The sequence below is a fragment of the Paenibacillus sp. y28 genome, assembly GCF_037137075.1.
Lineage (GTDB): Bacteria > Bacillota > Bacilli > Paenibacillales > NBRC-103111 > JBBBNV01.
In genome coordinates this window covers 84,817-103,745 of the sequence record NZ_JBBBNV010000007.1, presented here as the reverse complement: position 1 = coordinate 103,745, position 18,929 = coordinate 84,817, and the positions used below count along the sequence as shown (strand labels likewise).

The window sequence follows — 18,929 nt, the reverse complement described above, 5'->3', positions numbered from 1 at the left end:
GATGGGTGATGAGTCCGCTTGGGTGATTCGCCCATGGGACAGATAGCCAGCGCCTCGCTGCATAGAGGGGGAGCACAGTCAAGGTGAATGTACCTATCGCTTTAACATTGGGCCGGTTTGTGTTAATTCCAGTGTACATCCTTATCTTTTATCTGAATCATCCGCTTGCCGCTTTGTTTGTGGTCGTATTGGCTGGGGTGACAGACGTGCTGGATGGCTATTTGGCACGCAAGTATAACCAGGTCACTGCACTGGGCACGATGCTGGACCCTTTGGCCGATAAGCTGATGATGATTACGGTTATTGTGTCACTGCTGGTAACCAAGCTGATTTCGTGGCAAGCGGCCGCTGTGTTTTTTATCCGGGATATTAGCCTGATTGCAGGCTCTGCCTTTTTTCATTTTCGGGGCAAACGGACTGTGCCGGCCAATTGGATGGGCAAGCTGACGACAGTTCTCGTTTATGCGGCATTCGCGCTTATTTTTTTCCGGGCTCCGTATGCGGAGTTGTTTCTCTGGCTGGCCATTGCTTTTTCTATCCTGACGACCCTGAGCTATATGATGATGTTTAAGGCTATGAACCGGTCCGACCAGACAAGCCGCAATATGTGAAAAAAGAGCATCGCCTTACGGCCGCTTCAGGACCAGAAGTACGATGCTCTCTTATATCAACCTTCATTCCTGCAGGCATGAAGGGACATTACTAGTGTAAGTTGGACAGGAAGCTTTTATACAGTATTACAGAGGGGAGCTTAAAAATTTTATGTTGGATATCAATCAAATTCAAGAAATTATTCCGCACCGCCCGCCGTTTCTGCTTGTTGACCGTATCTTGGAGGTTGAAGAGGGCGTCCGCGCGGTAGGGATTAAGAATGTAACGATGAATGAGCCTTTTTTTGTCGGCCATTTTCCAGGTGCGCCGGTTATGCCGGGTGTGCTGATTATTGAGGCGCTGGCTCAGGTTGGCGCAGTTGCTATTCTGAAGGTAGAGGCAAACCGGGGCAAGCTGGCTTTTTTTGCCAGCATGGATGAAGTCCGTTTCCGGGGGCAAGTGTTTCCGGGAGATACCCTGCGCCTTGAGGTGGAAATCACCCGCCTGAAAGGGAAATTCGGTAAGGGCAGCGCTGTGGCCAAAGTCGGGGATGAGGTTGTGGCCGAGGGTCAAATTATGTTTGCGCTTTCTGACAAAAGCTAGTCTGCGTCCCAGAAAAGGAAGCCCATGATATAAAAAATGAAGGGATGAGTGGGATATGGCACAAACGACAGCACAAGCAGAATATCAAGCATGGTTAGAGGATATTAACATGGATGCTGAGACAAAGGCGGAGCTAGCCGGTCTTCAAGGACAGACTGCCGAAATCGAAGAGCGGTTTTATCGCGATTTGGAATTCGGCACAGGCGGCTTGCGGGGAGTAATAGGCGCCGGCACAAACCGTATTAACCGGTATACTGTAGCCCGGGCCACACAAGGGCTGGCTGAGTTTATTGTTGCAAGCGGCAATCAGCGCCCATCCGCTGTCATCGCCTACGATTCTCGAAATCAGTCGCCGGAGCTTGCGCTTGAAACGGCGCTGGTGCTTGCTGGAAACGGGGTTAAAGCATACTTGTTCGAGTCGCTGCGGCCAACTCCCGAGCTGTCGTTTGCTGTACGTCACTTCAAATCCGATGCAGGGGTCGTAATCACGGCGAGTCACAACCCGCCGGAATATAACGGCTACAAAGCCTACGGCTCCGATGGAGGACAGCTTGTTCCAGCTGACGCCGAACAGGTCATCGCCCGTGTTAATGCGATTGATTCATTTTCCAAGATTAAGCGGCTTAGCCGGGAGGAAGCGGAACAGAACGGCCTTCTGGTGCGGATTGGTGCTGAAATAGATGAAGCCTACATTCAAGCTGTTGCTTCTGTAAGCCGTAATCCTGAAGTTGTACGGTCTGTGAGCGGAGATTTCAAAATTGTGTACACTCCGTTACATGGCGCAGGGAATCTTCCGGTACGACGCGCTTTGGAGCGAATCGGGTTCACCCAGATAAGCGTAGTCGCCGAACAAGAGCTTCCCGATGCCAACTTTTCTACGGTGAAGTCACCCAACCCGGAAGAGCGCGAGGCATTTGCGCTGGCTATTGAAGCTGCCAAACAGCAGCAGGCGGACATTATTATCGGGACTGACCCCGATTGCGATCGTATGGGCGCTGTTGTCAAAAATGCCCAAGGTGAGTATGTTGTGTTAACCGGCAACCAATCGGGAGCCATTATGGTCAACTATTTGCTGGAGAGCATGAAGCAACAGGGCGATTTGCCGGCAAACGCCGCGGTAATCAAAACCATTGTGACCAGCGAGATGGGCGCCGTCATTGCCCGCCATTATGGAGCTGCCGTTTTGAACACCTTGACCGGTTTTAAATATATCGGCGAGAAAATGACCCAATTTGAACAAAGCGGGCAGCATACGTTTGTATTCGGTTATGAGGAAAGCTATGGATATTTGGCCGGAACACACGCCCGGGATAAGGATGCGGTTGTTGCGTCCATGCTGATTTGCGAGGCGGCGGCTTATTATAAGAGTCAGGGAAAAACGTTGTACGAAGTGCTGCAGGAGCTGTATGCCCGGTTCGGCACCTTCCTGGAGCGGCTGGAATCGCGGACACTTAAGGGCAAGGACGGCGTGTCTCAAATTGCCTCGATTATGGATTCGTGGAGAAGCGCTCCGCCTAGCGATCTGAATGGCATCGCTGTGGAAGCGGTCCAGGACTATTCTCAAGGGCTTGACGGCTTGCCGAAAGAAAATGTGCTCAAATATACGCTCGCTGACGGTTCCTGGTTCTGCCTGCGTCCGTCCGGAACCGAGCCGAAGATAAAAGTATATTTTGCCGTCCAAGGTGCGTCGGAGCAGGATGCGGAACAAAAAGTGCAGCGCTTGGTCCAATCCGTCATGACAAGGGTCGACAATCACGAATAGGAGTGGGAGCAAGTGCTTCAATGGCTGGAACGTATGAACAGCAAGAGCGGGAAATGGCTATGGACATTGGTAATCATCGGTGTGCTGGCTGCGATTCCTCTAGTTTGGCAGCGGGTGCAGACAGAACAGTCTGCCCCTGCGGTAGAGGTCGTATTTGACTATCGTGATTTGGTGGAAGCATCCGCCTACCAGGGGAATCCGGAGCTCTATCTTCAAAATCACCTGAAAAAAATGAAATCGGCCGGCATTACCAGCATGTCTCTCTACGAAAGTACACTGGATGAGTTTAAGCTGAGCCGCCGGATTCAGATGTTCAACGCGTCTGAAGTCTCGATTCTGACGGGCAAGCTGAAATCGGCCAATGAGAACTTTACCTATTTGCTATTTACGTCACAGGAAGCACAGGATAAGCTGCAGCCTTTGATTGAGCAGACATTCCGCGATCGTCTTCGTGTAAACGTAACGCCATGGACGCTGAATAATTCTAACGGCCTTATCATTGAAATGGCGCCGGAAGAGGCTGTGATGAAGCCGATGCTTCCAGATCCGATCACGATGGATCTGCTGAAGAAGGAGGGCTTCCATATCGTGGCCCGCCTGTCCAACCGGATACAACCGTTCTCGGCCGCTGCGCTGGAGCCGATGCTGGCTGAGCTGAAGCAGCGCGGAGTCAAGACCATTTTGTTCGACGGTACAGCGGTAACCGGATTTGATCTGGACAGCAAAAAATCCGAAGTGGTTAAAACAGCGGAGCTTTTCAAAAAATATGGAATGCATATCGCTTTTATTGAAATGCAGAAGCTGCCGCAGGGCGGATTCAACCAGCTGGCATCGCTGCTGAATTATCAGGTGATTCGTCTTCATTCCGTAACGGAGCGGGATGCGAATCTGGAACCGGACAAAATCATTGACCGGCTGGAGCTGGCCGTGACAGATCGCGGAATCCGCATGCTGTTCCTGAATACAAGAATTGCAAAGGATTCCGATAAAGGTGTTCTCAATGACTACATGGATAATTACTACAAATCCTTGGAGGGACCTTCCGGAGCGATTGCCAAAATCACAGCGGCCGGTCATCCCATTGGGCAGGCAGAGCCTTTCGTGAATCATTTTAACCCGGTATTGCGGTATTTGAAGCCATTGGTTATGTTGGGCAGCATGGCTATAATCGCCTTGTTTGCGGGGCTTTATTTCCGCCGTATTCAGCTGCCGCTGTTCCTGATTGGCATTGTTGGTTCGGCAGGCCTGTATGTGCTGAAGCCAGCTTTGGTTCTGCAGGCAATCGCGCTCGGCGCTTCCATCAGTGCGCCGACAGTCGGGCTGATTCTTGTTATTCACTGGCTGCGCCGGTTGCGAGAGGACCGGAATACAGCTTCTACCGGAGCCAAGATTAGTCTTGCTCTGACCGGGTTTGTCCGTTCGCTTGTGATTTCACTGATTGGCAGTGCTTTTGTAATCGGACTGTTAAACGGAATGACATATAATTTGGGACTGGAGCAGTTCCGCGGTGTCAATCTGCTGTATTTCCTGCCTATCGCTTTGGTGGGAATCTATGTGCTGTTCTTTGATGAGGCGGTCAATCTGAAGGAATCCTGGGGACGCCTTGTGGGGATTCTTCGTGCCAAAATCAACATCCTTTGGATTGTCATAGCGGGTGTTGCCGTGGCGGGCTTGTGGTACTACTTATCCCGTACAGGCAATGAAGGACAGGCATCGGATTATGAGAAACTATTCCGTACCCTCCTGGAGAATACGCTTGGCGTCCGGCCAAGAACAAAGGAGCTTCTGGCTCATCCACTCATGCTGCTGGGCATTTACCTGGCGATGATGTCGCGTCATGCACGGTATTTATTGCCGCTGGGTGTAATCGGGCAGCTTTCGATCGTCGGCACCTTCGCCCACCTGCATACGCCGTTTGTCATCTCGCTGCTGCGGATTACTTACGGTGTTGTAATTGGGCTAGTGCTCGGGCTGCTGCTGATTGCAGTGTGGAATTTGGCGGCAAGGAGTGGGAAACGATGGCTGCGACTGCAAAGAAAATAGTTATTTCCGGCTACTACGGCTTCAATAACAGCGGCGATGAAGCGGTGCTTCAATCCATATTGCTTGCGCTGGCCGAGCAAGGGGCGAGAGCAGGACTGGACATTGAACCGATTGTACTTTCGGTCAATCCCGATCTGACCTCCCGGATGTACGGCGTCCGTTCCGTGCATCGGATGAAGCTTCAACAGGTTGCAGCCGCAATTCGGGAGAGTGACGGACTTATCAGCGGCGGCGGAAGCTTGCTTCAGGACGCAACCGGAAAGCTGACGATTCCGTATTATCTGGGCATCATTAAGCTTGCACAGCTGTTCGGGAAGCCGACGTTCATTTATTCCCAAGGCATCGGGCCGGTGCATAGCCGTCTTTTTTATCCAGCCATTCAGCATGTGTTCCGGCGCAGCAGCTATGTGTCTGTCCGGGACACGGAATCAGCCGAGTTGTTGGCCAAAATGGGGCTGGGCCTCGAGAGGATGGAGGTCGTTCCTGATCCGGTTATGGGTCTTCCCCGAAGAGCACCCGCCGGGGCCGGCGGACTGCAGCAAAAGCCGGCTACGTCCGAGCCCGTAGTCGGCATTTCGGTGCGTTTCTGGAACGAGAACCGTTCGGAGCTTCGGGCGCTTGCTGTCGCGCTGCAGCAGCTGAATGAAAAGAAGCCGGTGCGATTGAGATTTTTGCCGTTTCATCAGCCATCGGATGCGGAGGCTTCCCGGGTAGTTATAGAACATCTTCCTGCGGATCTGAAGTCCAAATCCGAGGTCGCGGACGGGCTTGATCATCCGCAGGACATGCTGTCGGCCGTCAGCGAATGCGACTTGTTAATCGGCATGAGGCTGCACTCTTTAATTTATGCGGCCTCGCAGCAGGTCCCGCTAGTAGGGATTTCTTACGACCCGAAAATCGATCAATTTTTGAACCGGCTTGCTATGCGTGCGGCAGCAAGCACGGAATCCTTTGATTCGGTTCGTGTTGCCGAAGAAGCAGCCCGGCTTCTGAATGACCGGGAGCGGTGGATTCAGGACAAAGCGTCCGTTATTGGGAAGCTTCAGCAGCAGGCGCAGCAGCCTGCCCAGCATATCGCCGCATTTTTTCGTCGAGAAGGGTGACATCCATGAAAGACCATATTCCGTATGTATCGATTTTTGGCGTTCCGGTGTCCAAATGGAGCATGAAAGATACTGTAGCTTATTTGACCGAGGTAATTGAGCGGAGAACAGAGCCTCATCAAGTTATAACGGTTAACCCGATTCAGGTCATGGCCGCTCTGGATGCCCCGGCGCTTATGGACATGATGAACCGGGCTGAACTGATTGTTCCGGATGGCACGGGTGTTGTATGGGCCGCGGGCTATGTAAGCAACCCGGTGACCGAGCGCGTGACCGGCATTGATTTGATTCATAACCTGCTGAAGACGGGGGAGGCTAGGCGCTGGAAGGTATATCTGCTTGGCGCTTCTCCCGAGATTATCGCTGAGGCCGGCAGAAGGCTGGAAGCCCAGTATCCGCTGATTCAATGGGTGGGCCGCCGGGACGGCTATTTCTCGGAAGAGCTGGATCAGCAGGTTATTGCGGATATTGCACAAGCCGCCCCGGATATTCTGCTAGTGGGCAGATCTGCCGATAAGCAGGAGCCGTGGATAGACCGGTACAAGCAGCGGCTGCAGGTTCCCGTGATGATGGGTGTCGGAGGAAGCTTTGACGTGATCTCTGGCAAGCTCAAGCGCGCTCCGAAATTGTTCCAGAAGCTTCGTCTGGAATGGTTTTACCGGCTTATTCAGGAACCATGGCGCTACAAAAGAATGCTTACGCTGCCGATTTTTGCGATGAAAGTGATTCGTGAAAAAGAGAATGTCCAGAAAAGGCCTGCAAACTCGTAGAAAAGGCCGAATTCCGTCCTTTTTCCTGAAAATCGGCTGTGGAGTTTCCACAGATTAAAGAGTATAATGGCAATGTTATGCGTAATGGTATAGAGATCATGGGGGAGTTGAACAATACAGATGATGTATCTGTATGCAATCGGATTTGCCGCTGCAGTGGTGCTGGCAATCGTGCTGACACCGGTCGTCAAGAGAGTTGCTTTTTGGGTAGGAGCTGTTGATGCACCGAATCACCGTAAGGTACATACGCGCATTATGCCCCGCCTTGGAGGATTAGCTATTTTTCTTGCGTTTATTGGTGCCTTTTTTGCCGTTGCTCCGGCCTTTGCCGAATTGAATGAGGAAGTTGTTACCGGGCTTCTCATTGGCGGAGCCATCGTCGTCCTGGTCGGTGCGTTGGATGATAGGTATCAGCTGTCGCCCAAATGGAAGCTGCTGGGCCAAATTATCGCCGCATCTGTTGTGGTGTACTGCGGGGTTCAAATTGACCTTGTTAATCTTCCGTTCGGGGATTCTACCGTAGACATGGGCTGGCTCAGCATCCCGCTCACCATATTCTGGATTGTTGGTGTCACCAATGCCATCAATTTGATTGATGGCCTCGATGGGCTTGCTGCGGGGGTTTCGGCGATTGCTACAGCGACTATCATGGTGATGGCGCTAATTATGGGGAATATCACGGTCGTTATTTTGAGCGCGCTGCTGCTAGGCAGTATTGTCGGCTTCCTTTTTTATAATTTTCATCCGGCCAAAATCTTTATGGGTGACTCCGGGGCATTGTTTCTCGGTTTTAGCTTAGCCACCTTATCGATCCTTGGATTTAAGCAGGCCACGCTGGTATCGTTTATTGTTCCAATTGTAATGCTTGGTGTACCGCTTTCGGATACGTTCTTCGCGATTGTACGCCGGATAGTCAATAAAACACCAATCTCTGTAGCTGATAAAAGCCACCTTCATCATTGCCTGCTCCAGCTCGGCTTCAGCCATCGTAAAACGGTGCTCGTGATTTACGGTATTGCTCTTGTTTTTGGAGCAAGTGCGGTTTTGCTATCCCAAGCGACACTATGGGTAACGATTACTTTGATCGCCGTATTGCTTCTTGTTCTTCAGCTCGGCGCGGAAGCTATCGGGATTGTCGGCCAAACCCGCCGTCCGGTGTTAAACCTTCTGGATCGGTTCCGAAGCAAAACGGGAGAGCGTTCCGTCTCCAAATAAGGATTAATCCTATCGGCCCTTTGGGCCGATTTTTTTTGTTTAAAAGAAGAATTAAAACCGCGTATCACGTCCTGCGCCGCGGCTATTTTTAAATGATCAGGAAGGTCGTACAAGGAAAGGGGTGAATGGAGAATATAAATACCAATTTCTGTCGTTAATTTAATATCGCCCCTAAATTTTCGACGAGATTTGACCGATAACAACAGTACATAAAACTTTTTTTCTACGAAAGCGTCTAAATCTGTAGAAAATGAACATCTACATAAGGAGGAACTAAAGTTGAAGAGCTTTTTTACCAAATGGCTAAGCCTGTCTATTGCTCTGACCATGGTGATGGCTTTAATCGTGCCGCTTGCTCCAGCACTTGCAGCGACACGCATTCAAATCACGAGTCTGGGCACAGAAGCTTCCCCAAGCCGCTTTACAAGTAATCCGATTACCATTGAAGCGGATATTGAAGGGATTAGCGACGATGCAATCAGCAGCATTTATTATGAGATTGAGAACGTAAACACGGGTGATGTGGTAACGGAAAAGGCCAACAAAGCTCAGTCTGTTTCAACTTATGAAATTCAGTTTGAAAACGTCAATTTAGTCGAAGGCTTAAACAAGGTGACACTGAAGTATGGATCGGGCAGTTCCGTCGTTTCATCCGCTCCGGGCTACGCTTACTTTACACCGACCACCAATATCCTCAACCTGAAGTTTAATGACGAGGATTTTGTGGGCAATGCCCTGCGTTTGTATCCGGGTTCATCGCCGTACACCAACCATGAAATCAGCGGTACTTCGCCGAACGCTTCTGAAGTTGAAGCCTATGTTGAAGGCCAGGGCGGCCCGATTGAGGGCATTTTGAGCAGCTCTAAGAAATTCAGCTTCGTTGCTAACAGTACCCGGGGATCGGATATTACGTTTACTCCCGGTGATAACGAATTAACGTTAGTCGCACGAAACGGCTCCAATCGATATCAGACGAAGCGCAGCTTTGTATATGATAACGGAACTGCTTTCGCCTACAATGCTTATGGTATTGAAAGCGGATCGACTGCTGCTGCTAAAAAGCTGCTAAACAAGCCGGTAATCGAGAGCAGCAATATTGTTCTTACAACCAAATTGAAAAATAATGTTTACTCCGTATCGGGGTCTACAGTTACTTATGCGGTATACTACCAATATGCGGATGTATTTGTGAACAACAAGCTGGTAGACCAGATTAATTTTTTTGCATTGCCTTCTAATGTAGTTTTAGATGCAGCTTCAAGTCAAACCGGTGTTTACGATGTATATAACTACACACAAACCATTGATATTTCCGACACAGGTACAACGAAGAATAAAACAATCAGCTTTTATTTCCATAACGGGACTACAGGAACAGGAAATACAATTCCGGATAGCAGCAAAGCGACTTCCTCTTACAGCTTTGTTTATGAAAATCCGACAGAGGCTTACATCGCTTATACCAAACGCGATTTAGGCAGCGGAATCGAAGTAAAGCTTGACGACTCCAGCCAGTCTGAAATTAATGAGCTGCCGGCCACACTGAAAGTATATGCCAATACCAATACACAATGGATTTCCGCTGTAGCTGGTTCGTATACTCTGAGCTGTGACCCGGATTGCACCACCTATGATTCAACTTCTGTATCAGGCTACCATATTTTTACCGTTAATGTAGAAGGCTTGCCTGATGGCTATACAACCCTGACATTAACACCATCTAAGGACAGCACGGGTGCTTCACCAAACCTGGAAGGCATCATGGAATACGATTTGCTTATTACTGCGGCCCCCTATGTCATTCTGAACAACGTATACAACGGGTTGATTATCAAAAATCCAACGGACATTTATTGTGACAACCCAACTGTTGTATGTATACAGGGCCGGGTAGTTAACCTGCCTTCGACGGAATATGAAAATATCGAGGTTTATGTTAATTCCCAAACGTACAAGCTCCAAGATACGGCAGCAGGGACGAGCTATATAGATTCCAATGGCGTCTTTAAATTGCCTTTGGGCGATGCAACAACCAATCCGCTGACTGCGAATAAAAATACAATCCGGATTGTAATGAAGCTTAACGGTCAAGTCGTGTCGGAAGCCAGCTACAGTGTATTCTGGTTTTCAGAGGATGTACCGCAATTTAACAGCGTTGTGCCTGTAGATGATGCGGATGATCCGAAATTTATCGAGGCTACCAATTCGGCTGACGACAAGTACTCGACACAGCAGGAAACGGTTCGTTTTACAGGTTCTATTTCCAACATTGGAACCGGGTTAAAGGTCAATGTCACTGTTCATAAAGGAGATGGCACAACAGAAACCGCAGAGGTTTCTACCGCTCAGAACAGTACGACTCAAACAGCGACGTTTACAACTTCTGCTTATGACCTTACCGTTGGTTCCACGGTATTTGATTTTGAGGTTGTAAATTCCACCGGAATTTCTGTGATTAAATCCATCACCATTGCTCGTGAGAATGTCCCGTACGTCATTGTATCACCAGCTACATTCACGAATAACAAAGGTGTCACGCAAACCAATATTAATAGTAACTTTGTCACCATTGTGATCAAGGCTGACGATGCGACGTCCGTATCGTTCGGCAAAAATGCGGCGACCTATGATAAGACAGCCGAAACTTTCTCTTATGAAGCGACAGGCCTGAAAAAAGGAGAAAATAAGCTTAGCTTTACAGTCGTACGAGGAACAGAGGAGTTGAAAGGAACGCTTGTGGTGTTTAATGCATACACCATGGTCGTAGGCGCGCAGTATAAGGCAGAGCTTGCGAGCAAGATGAGCGTTTTCGACGGCGAGGTTGTATTATCATTCCCTAAAGATACAAAGCTGATGCGTAATGAGCTTCTGGCTGACAACCAGTACATTACCTCTAACCGCAAGCTGTTGTTCGGCATTGCAGACAACACCGATGGCAAGCTGGCAAGAACAGAATCATCAGGAAGCGGCTCGACTTATTTGGAGGACGATACAGGGCGCTTTAAGCCGGCGGGTAAGCTGTACTGGATTGATGCGGGCACCATTTCCGAAAATGCCTCCGATTTGAAAAATGCGCTTACCGGCTCGGGCGTTTCACCTTACTATGAGGACGACAGCATCGTAAACCGTTTCTATCAGCGCAAAGTGGAGGATCTGGTTGTTCCGACGAAGCGCGGCGAGCTGACATTGGCTTTTGACTCCAGCATCCGAAATGAAGGCTGGAAGTACTTAACCGTATTCCGTTTTGATTATGAGGATCTGGAATGGAGAAATGTTGGCGGTGTAGTGGATACCAACAAGAACACCATTAAGGTGCCGTTCGATCAGTTCGGCTATTATCAAGTCATGTACATGGATAACAGCTTTGATGATGTGACCAGCAGCTGGGCAAGGGATGCGCTGGATATCATGTACTCTAAAGGGATTATGAAGAACAAAACGCAGTCTCGCTTTGTTCCGAATGACGCGATTTCCCGTGGTGAATTCGCCAGCCTGCTCGTGGATATTTTTGATATTCCGCTTGTAAACAAAAATACGGAAAAAGACGATGACGAAGACACGTTCGTTGACGTGCCGTCTACCAGCAGATATTCGAATAAGCTGTACGATTATGAGCATATTGAAGCTGCTGCACGGGCCGGTATTATCCGCGGCACGATGGATGGACGCTTCCGTCCAGACGACACGATCACTAGACAGGATGCATCGCTCATGATTGCGCGTGCCAACGAGCTGAAATTGAGCTCTGATGCGACCAAAACAGAGGCGGCGCTTATCAAGCTGTTTACAGATGCCAAGTCGATTGATTCTTATGCAATGCCTGCTGTAGAGGCCGTTGTGAAGGCGGGGTACCTTGAAGGCCAAGAGAATGTATTGCTGGAGGGTCAAACGACGGTAACGTACCGCTTTGACCCGCTGGAATCCATGACACGCGCTCAAGCGGGCACCATTGCCCTGCGTGTAATGAAACAGCAGAAGAAAATCCCGAAATGATCATGAACGGAGTGCCGGCTGATGCCGGCGCTCTTTTTTTGTGAGTTATAGAATGCAAAATCAAAAAGCGGCTGGCAGTTGAATTCATCAAGTCAATAATGAACGGCAGCTTCAATTTTTACCCCGGTGAAGACGGGCGCACGCAGTTTAAATGTTTCAATTAGCTTGGAAAATCTTTAACAATGACTCCGGGCATAATTCAAGCTATACTGATTCTTGTAAGGCGATGATATACGAAATGATATACAGAGGGGATGCCGACCAGAGTTGAGAAAGTGACAAAATGCGTTTAGAAAAAAAAGAAAAACTTTTTTCGATTCAGCGCAACTTTTTTTTAACCCCTGCGTTTAATACAATGAGCAAAAGGTTAAGAGATAAAACGATGGATAAATTTCTCAAAATTATCTCTTTACGCTGAGAATCGCGCATTGTATAATGTTAAAGGGTATCTACCTATCGGCTTAGTGCTATTCTCCGTTTACTAGTTTCTGCAGGCCATGCCGCAGACTTTCATTTATCGTTTATAACGCTCAACTCTGGGAAGGGGGTGAATCGGCAAATGAGAGACACGAGCTCACATTTAAGCACAAAAGACTCTCAACAACTGAAACAAAATCAAGGAGGAGAAAAAAAGGTTATGAAGAAAAGTTTATCCGTAGTTTTAGCAGCTTCCTTGGCAATGTCTTCGATGTCCGCTATCGCGCTGGCAGCTGAAGATACTGCTACTACAACATCCACTGCTGCATCTACAGCACAAGAGAAATTTGATGCTCTGAGAGCAGCGGGCATCTTTGACGGTCTGGAAGACGGCACAGCTGGTCTTGACCAAAACATGACTCGCGCACAATTCGCGAAAATCATCGTTAAATTGAAAGAGCTGACTGAAGATGAGTCCGGCGCTTCTGTATATAAAGATCTTGACGGTGCAGGCTGGGCAACTGGCTACATCGGCGCAGTAACAAAAGCAAAATACTTTGACGGCGTAGAAGCTGGCAAATTCGACCCATCGGGTAACGTAACTGCTGAGCAAATGGCAACTGTACTTGCTCGCGTATACAACCTGCAAATCGACGCTAGCGCTTCCGTAACCGGCACTGTATCTGACTGGGCTAAAGGTTATGTAGCATCAGTTGTTAAAGCTGGCCTGTTGTCCGGCGTAACTGATTTCACTGCTCCAGCGAAACGCGAAACTCTGGTTAACTCCACTTACTCTGCATACACTAACCCTCCAGTAGTTATCGCAACTGGTAAAGTTGGCGTAGCTGACCTGAAAGTAACCGGCGCAAAAACATTGACGCTGAAACTGAGCGGCGCGATTGCTGATACTTCCAAAGCGGTTCTGAGTGTAAAACGCGATGGCACAGCTGTTAGCCCGACTGTGAAATGGGCAGATGACAAACAAACTGCTACAATCACTTTCGAAACCAGCATGCCTGAAGCAACTTATGCTGTTACATTGAGCGGCCTTGAAAACCTTGATGCAGACCACGCTTCGAAAGAAGTTTCTGTAGAAGCTGAGAAAGCGACTAAAATCGACTTCGCTACTTCTTCCGAGACTCTTCCGCAATCCGAAGTTCGTGTTGACTTCAAAGTTCTGAACCAATATGGCGAAGACATGAAGAAACCAGCTAGCCAATTCAAAATCCGTACGAACCTGGATGATGAAGATTGGAGCGAAATCGCTGGTGAGTCTGCAATCAAATTGCAGCTGAATGCAACTGATGAAGACTACGATGCAGCAAACCGTAAATGGAAAGGCGACGAGAAATACGATCGCAACTTCCGTGTAAATATCTACATCAATGATGAAGATACAGGCCTTTCCGCTTCCAAAATCTTCACAGTTGGTGACCAACAAATCGTCACTAAACTGGAAGTTGGCGACCTGATGGATCAAGCGGGTAAAGTTGTTGATTCTATCGACATCGAAGAGCTTGGTTACCTCAAAGTTAAAGCTTGGGACCAATATGGCGTTGAAGTCATTGACAGAGATACTTTGAATAAATATGTCTCCGCTTTTGCTGATGTCTCCGGTATTGAATTCGGTGACTACAAAGCATTGGGTAAAAACGCTGATGACTATGCTTTTGACGAAGACGTTGATGGCGATAACTACAAAGATTTCGCTTTCTACGTAACTGATAAAGTGAAAAAAGGTGGAGAGTATACAATCAACTTGTACTCTTCCGGTAACAGCGTATCCAAGAAAATTGTTATCTCTGCAACTGAGAAACCAGCTTCTGTTGAGTTCGGGACAACTTCTCTGGTTCTTGCTGAGAACGATGGTCTTAGCGATGACAGCTCCTCCGCTCTGTACAAGAAATATGTACAGCTCATTCTGAAAAACGCTAACGGCGAAGAATTGAGCAAGGATGATATCGTTACAGCTGCAGAAAAAGGCGATATCAAGGTTGACGTAACCAATGGTTCCGCATTTGATATCAACGACAGCGATTATGATGAAGGTGTTGTAACTAAAGGTCCTTTCAAAGGTTACATCGAGCTGAATGATATCGATGATAAAGGTAGCGCAACGCTGGTTGTTTCCCTGAAAGAGAAGCCTGAAGTTAAAGCACAATTGCGTCTCACTGTTGGTAGCGAGCGTGAAGTGCAAACAATCAAGCTGACCTCCAACAATGGCGACAAAGGTGTTCGAATTGGCGATGCTACTGCTGAAGCTAAATTCAAAGTTAAATTCTTTGATCAATACAGCGAAGAAGCTAAAGATGCACTCTATGCTGGTCACTATGCAGTTAAAGTAACCTTTACAGGTTCGGGTACTGAATCTGATGGAAATGCTTATCTGTCTGGTGCAAGCTACTTCTCTAAATCAACTAATGGTTTGGATCTGAGCGGCGCAGCACTGGGTTCTAGCTCTGTTGTTGACAGTGTGTACTCCTACTACTTTGATTTGGCAGACCTCTTTGACAAAGAGTTGAAAATCAACAACGGTCAAGAAGGCGTAACTTACAAAGTGAAGTATGAGCTCGTAGAAAATAAAAACTACGACGAAGATGCTACTGCTGCTGCTAATAAAGCAGGCGCTTCTTGGAGCAAAATCGCTGAAACAACTAAAACTTATGAAGTTATCAAAGGGAGCAACAAAACTCTTTCCTACACTGCATCCATTGATAAAGCAGTTATGGATGGCGACCGCGTAGCGCTGCAAGACTTGAGTCGTTATCAAACAAGCTCTGGTTTAATTTTGGGCGTGAGCAATGTAAACACTGACGGCGTAACTACTACTTTGGCTGACGATTTGTCGGTTGTGCAGACTGGTTCTGCAACTACAACTACTACATCCTCTGGTAAAGTAATTATCTCTGGTTACGACCACAGAAAAGCGGGTAAAGAAATCAAGATTACCGCTAAAGATGGTAGCGAAACAGTATTGTTGCCAAACGTAATTACTGGTGTTTATTCTAGTAATTCGACTGTCGCTGCTGGTTACGCACTGCGTGAAGCTGATGCTTATAAAACCGATTCGAGTGGCAGTGTAGTAACTGTTAATCGCGGTGTTGCTTCCAGTGATGTAGGTAAAGCATTTGTTTACGGTTTTGATGAAGGTACTGCTAATTTGACAGTTGAGTTCAAAACAACTAAAGGTTCAAGTACTGCATCTATTCCGGTTGTTGTTCTTGACAAGACGACATCGATTAAGGCTATTAATCCTAAGCGGGTCATTCGTGAGTACGCTTCTGCAACTGTTGCTAATAGCTACAAGCTGTGGGATGAGGCAGGATTTGGCGAGTACAAAGCCGTTGATGAGGCGTTTGGTAACGAGTTCTCCAAAGCTAACTTCGATGCTTACTCCGATATTCTCAGCGTACGTTATGTAGTTGTAGAATCTCAAGACGAGTACGATAGCATCGTAATCAATAATGACGGTTCTTATACAATTACTGACAAAACTAGCGATTCTGTTAGCACAGCTAACGGCGGTAGCTTCACAATCAAAGCTGTTGCTCCATCTGGTGCAGAGCTCGTATTTGAACTCGGCTACTAAGATTAACGCAATCATTTATAAAAAGACCCTTCGGGGTCTTTTTATTTTATTTTTTGTTCCCTATAATGGAATTATTCATACATAAAAGGAATGAGACAAACCATGAATTTCAGCAAACCGTTTAAATGGATGGTTGTGTTAGGTGTAGCGATAGCTCTGTTTGGGCTTATCTCCATTACGTCTAGTGCCGATAATAAGACGGTTCCCGGCAGCGCGGACGACCCAATTGTAACCAAAAGCTACTTGGAAGAAGTGCTCAAGCAGATAAATCCCAATTTGGTCATTCAGCAGCCAACAGCTACACCAACGCCCCAGCCAACACCATCAAGCAGCCCGTCTTCAGGAACTGGCCAATCAGGTTCTTCGAATCAGAACACGATTGAAGTGGTCCAGCTGAAGGCCAACCAGATCCTATATGCCGGTTCGGGGACGGAATTTATCGTCCGTACGGGAAAGACCATACTGGTCAGCAGTGATGAGAATGGTGTTCCGGATGTAACGGTTGGCAAGGATATTGCGCCCAACGGTGTGATCGAGAACAATCATTTGCTCATTTTCCCGAGAGAAGGCCGCGGCATCAAGCCGGATCCTAAGTCGACGTCGGAGATTTATGTGATGGTCAAAGGGTCTTATCTGCTTGCTGATAACAAGTAGTCCGGATTCATTTCGCATTACCAAAATGAGCATTGTCAATTCATCAACATTTTACCCCGTTTGACAACAACTTATTCGTGTCAGAGCAGGCAAACCGGAAACAATAACGGTACACACCAAGAAAGGGGTGCCTGAAAATGGCCAGAAACAAAAAGGTTGTACCTGCGTGCAAATCGGTATTGGATCAAATGAAGTATGAGATCGCCGCGGAGCTTGGACTACCTGTTGGTGCCGGAGGGCTTCAAAATGTACAAAGCGAGTTCGCAACAGAGCTGGGCGCTATTCCTTCTCATCAAATGAAAGAAGATTATTGGGGCCACTTGGCCAGCAGAGATGCGGGCGCAGTAGGCGGAGAAATTACGAAACGCTTGGTACAGACGGCAGAACAAACGCTATTTTCTTTATAATTTTATGTAAATAGGCCTGAATGTAATTGACACTAACCGACAAATGGGATAAGATAAATAGCTGAAGGTTTCGTATTGCAGCCTTTTCCTCGCGGAAAAGGTTCATTTTTTTACCTAAATATTTTATATCCACCATCATAAATCTTGATTCAGCTGCTTTAAGTGCTTAGATTTATCTGAAGGTTTCGTAATGCGGACTAATTCAGAAGATGCTGGTATAGAATTGCGGATTGGTGATTTGTTCTTATGGAGTTCGTTTTTTCCAGAAGCACAACGTAATCCGACCCATACTTGATTGGTAATATTATTCCAGGGTAGATCGCAGCTATCTGCACTGCTCGCGGTGGAAATTTTTATGTAATTATGACAAGACTTTTGTCGAAGCCGTTTTATGGGATGATGTTTTAATTAAAATTCAACTTATACAGGAGGTCGATATTTATGGCGCTTGCGCGCGGTCGACGTTTATTCACATCAGAGTCCGTTACCGAAGGACATCCTGATAAAATTTGTGACCAGATCTCTGATGCGGTTCTGGATGCTTTTCTAGCTAACGATCCGAATGCTCGGGTAGCCTGCGAGGTTTCCGTTGCAACTGGTCTCGTTCTGGTTATTGGTGAAATCAGCAGCCGTTCGGAGTATGTTGATATTCCGGCAATCGTAAGAAAGACAATTAAAGAAATCGGATATACACGTGCAAAATACGGCTTTGATGCTTCGACCTGCGCCGTTCTGACTTCTTTGAACGAGCAATCGCCTGATATCGCACAAGGTGTAAACCAGGCTCTGGAAGCTCGGGAAGGCAGCATGAATGATGACCAGATCGAGGCGATTGGCGCTGGCGACCAAGGTCTGATGTTCGGTTTTGCAACAAACGAGACTCCTGAACTGATGCCGCTTCCGATTGCCTTGGCTCACCGTTTGGCCCGCCGTTTGTCGGAGGTTCGCAAGAACGGTACGCTGCCTTACCTGCGTCCGGATGGCAAAACGCAAGTTACGATCGAGTACGAAGGTGACAAGCCGGTTCGTGTGGATGCGATTGTCGTATCTACACAGCATGCAGAAGATGTAACTTTGGAGCAAATCCAACGCGACATTAAAGAGCATGTTATTGCACCTGTAGTTCCTGTTGAATTCCTGGACGAAAATACAAATTACTTCATTAACCCAACGGGCCGTTTCGTAATCGGCGGACCACAAGGGGATGCCGGTTTGACCGGACGTAAAATCATTGTTGATACTTATGGCGGTTATGCACGCCATGGCGGCGGTGCATTCTCCGGCAAGGACCCGACAAAAGTAGACCGTTCCGCGGCATATGCAGCACGCTATGTGGCTAAAAACATTATTGCAGCAGGTCTTGCGGATAAATGCGAAATTCAGCTTGCTTATGCAATCGGTGTAGCGCGTCCAGTCTCTATTTCTGTAGATACCTACGGTACCGGTAAAGTCAGCGAGGAGAAGCTGGTTGAAGTGATTAAAAACAATTTCGACCTTCGTCCTGCAGGCATTATCAAGGAATTGGATTTGCGTAAGCCGATTTATCGCCAAACGGCTGCCTACGGTCATTTTGGCCGCACGGATATCGATCTGCCATGGGAGCGTACAGACAAGGCGGAGAAGCTGAAAGCTGACGCACTCAACTAATATAGTATAGATATTATATTCTCAGGGCAGCTGAGCTGTACGCGGCAAGGAGGCAGTACAGGCTGACGGAGCTTGTGTCTGTGAGCAGTCTTTCATAGAACATATGCGCCGTCTCAAGCAAAGCCATTGATAATG

12 protein-coding genes are annotated in these 18,929 nt (G+C 47.8%); all 12 read left to right on the top strand.

The genetic code is table 11. The annotated features are described in order from the left end of the window. Positions 1–83: 83 nt before the first annotated feature. The 12 genes from pgsA (at position 84) to metK (ending at position 18,794) form a co-directional block, all read left to right on the top strand. The gene (gene pgsA / locus WBG83_RS08240; protein ID WP_336744341.1) at positions 84–611 is read left to right on the top strand and encodes a CDP-diacylglycerol--glycerol-3-phosphate 3-phosphatidyltransferase; all 528 of its coding nucleotides are present in this window, start codon (positions 84–86) and stop codon (positions 609–611) included. Positions 612–762: 151 nt separating this feature from the next. Further along, positions 763–1,194, top strand: coding sequence for a 3-hydroxyacyl-ACP dehydratase FabZ (gene fabZ / locus WBG83_RS08235; RefSeq protein WP_336744339.1), 432 nt, complete (start codon positions 763–765; stop codon positions 1,192–1,194). A gap of 55 nt (positions 1,195–1,249) precedes the next feature. Then, complete coding sequence (locus WBG83_RS08230) at positions 1,250–2,956, top strand: phospho-sugar mutase (RefSeq protein WP_336744338.1); 1,707 nt, start codon at positions 1,250–1,252, stop codon at positions 2,954–2,956. A 12-nt stretch (positions 2,957–2,968) separates the two neighbouring features. Further along, complete coding sequence (locus tag WBG83_RS08225; protein WP_336744336.1) at positions 2,969–4,999, top strand: DUF5693 family protein; 2,031 nt, start codon at positions 2,969–2,971, stop codon at positions 4,997–4,999. Next, a complete protein-coding gene (gene csaB, locus WBG83_RS08220) occupies positions 4,975–6,102 on the top strand; it encodes a polysaccharide pyruvyl transferase CsaB (RefSeq protein ID WP_336744334.1) in 1,128 nt (375 codons plus the stop codon). Before WBG83_RS08225 ends, csaB begins: the two co-directional genes overlap by 25 nt. A gap of 5 nt (positions 6,103–6,107) precedes the next feature. Continuing rightward, a complete protein-coding gene (locus tag WBG83_RS08215; protein ID WP_336744332.1) occupies positions 6,108–6,872 on the top strand; it encodes a WecB/TagA/CpsF family glycosyltransferase in 765 nt (254 codons plus the stop codon). Between the two features lie 120 nt (positions 6,873–6,992). Further along, a complete protein-coding gene (locus tag WBG83_RS08210; protein ID WP_336744330.1) occupies positions 6,993–8,087 on the top strand; it encodes a glycosyltransferase family 4 protein in 1,095 nt (364 codons plus the stop codon). Between the two features lie 279 nt (positions 8,088–8,366). Further along, a complete protein-coding gene (locus WBG83_RS08205) occupies positions 8,367–12,080 on the top strand; it encodes an S-layer homology domain-containing protein (protein WP_336744328.1) in 3,714 nt (1,237 codons plus the stop codon). 559 nt (positions 12,081–12,639) lie between these two features. After that, the gene (locus tag WBG83_RS08200) at positions 12,640–16,086 is read left to right on the top strand and encodes an S-layer homology domain-containing protein (RefSeq protein WP_336744326.1); all 3,447 of its coding nucleotides are present in this window, start codon (positions 12,640–12,642) and stop codon (positions 16,084–16,086) included. Between the two features lie 102 nt (positions 16,087–16,188). Continuing rightward, positions 16,189–16,740, top strand: coding sequence for a hypothetical protein (locus WBG83_RS08195; protein WP_336744324.1), 552 nt, complete (start codon positions 16,189–16,191; stop codon positions 16,738–16,740). Between the two features lie 137 nt (positions 16,741–16,877). Continuing rightward, complete coding sequence (locus WBG83_RS08190) at positions 16,878–17,147, top strand: alpha/beta-type small acid-soluble spore protein (protein WP_336744322.1); 270 nt, start codon at positions 16,878–16,880, stop codon at positions 17,145–17,147. Between the two features lie 441 nt (positions 17,148–17,588). Then, positions 17,589–18,794, top strand: a complete 1,206-nt coding sequence (metK, locus tag WBG83_RS08185; protein ID WP_336744320.1) for a methionine adenosyltransferase — start codon at positions 17,589–17,591, stop codon at positions 18,792–18,794. Positions 18,795–18,929: the final 135 nt, after the last annotated feature.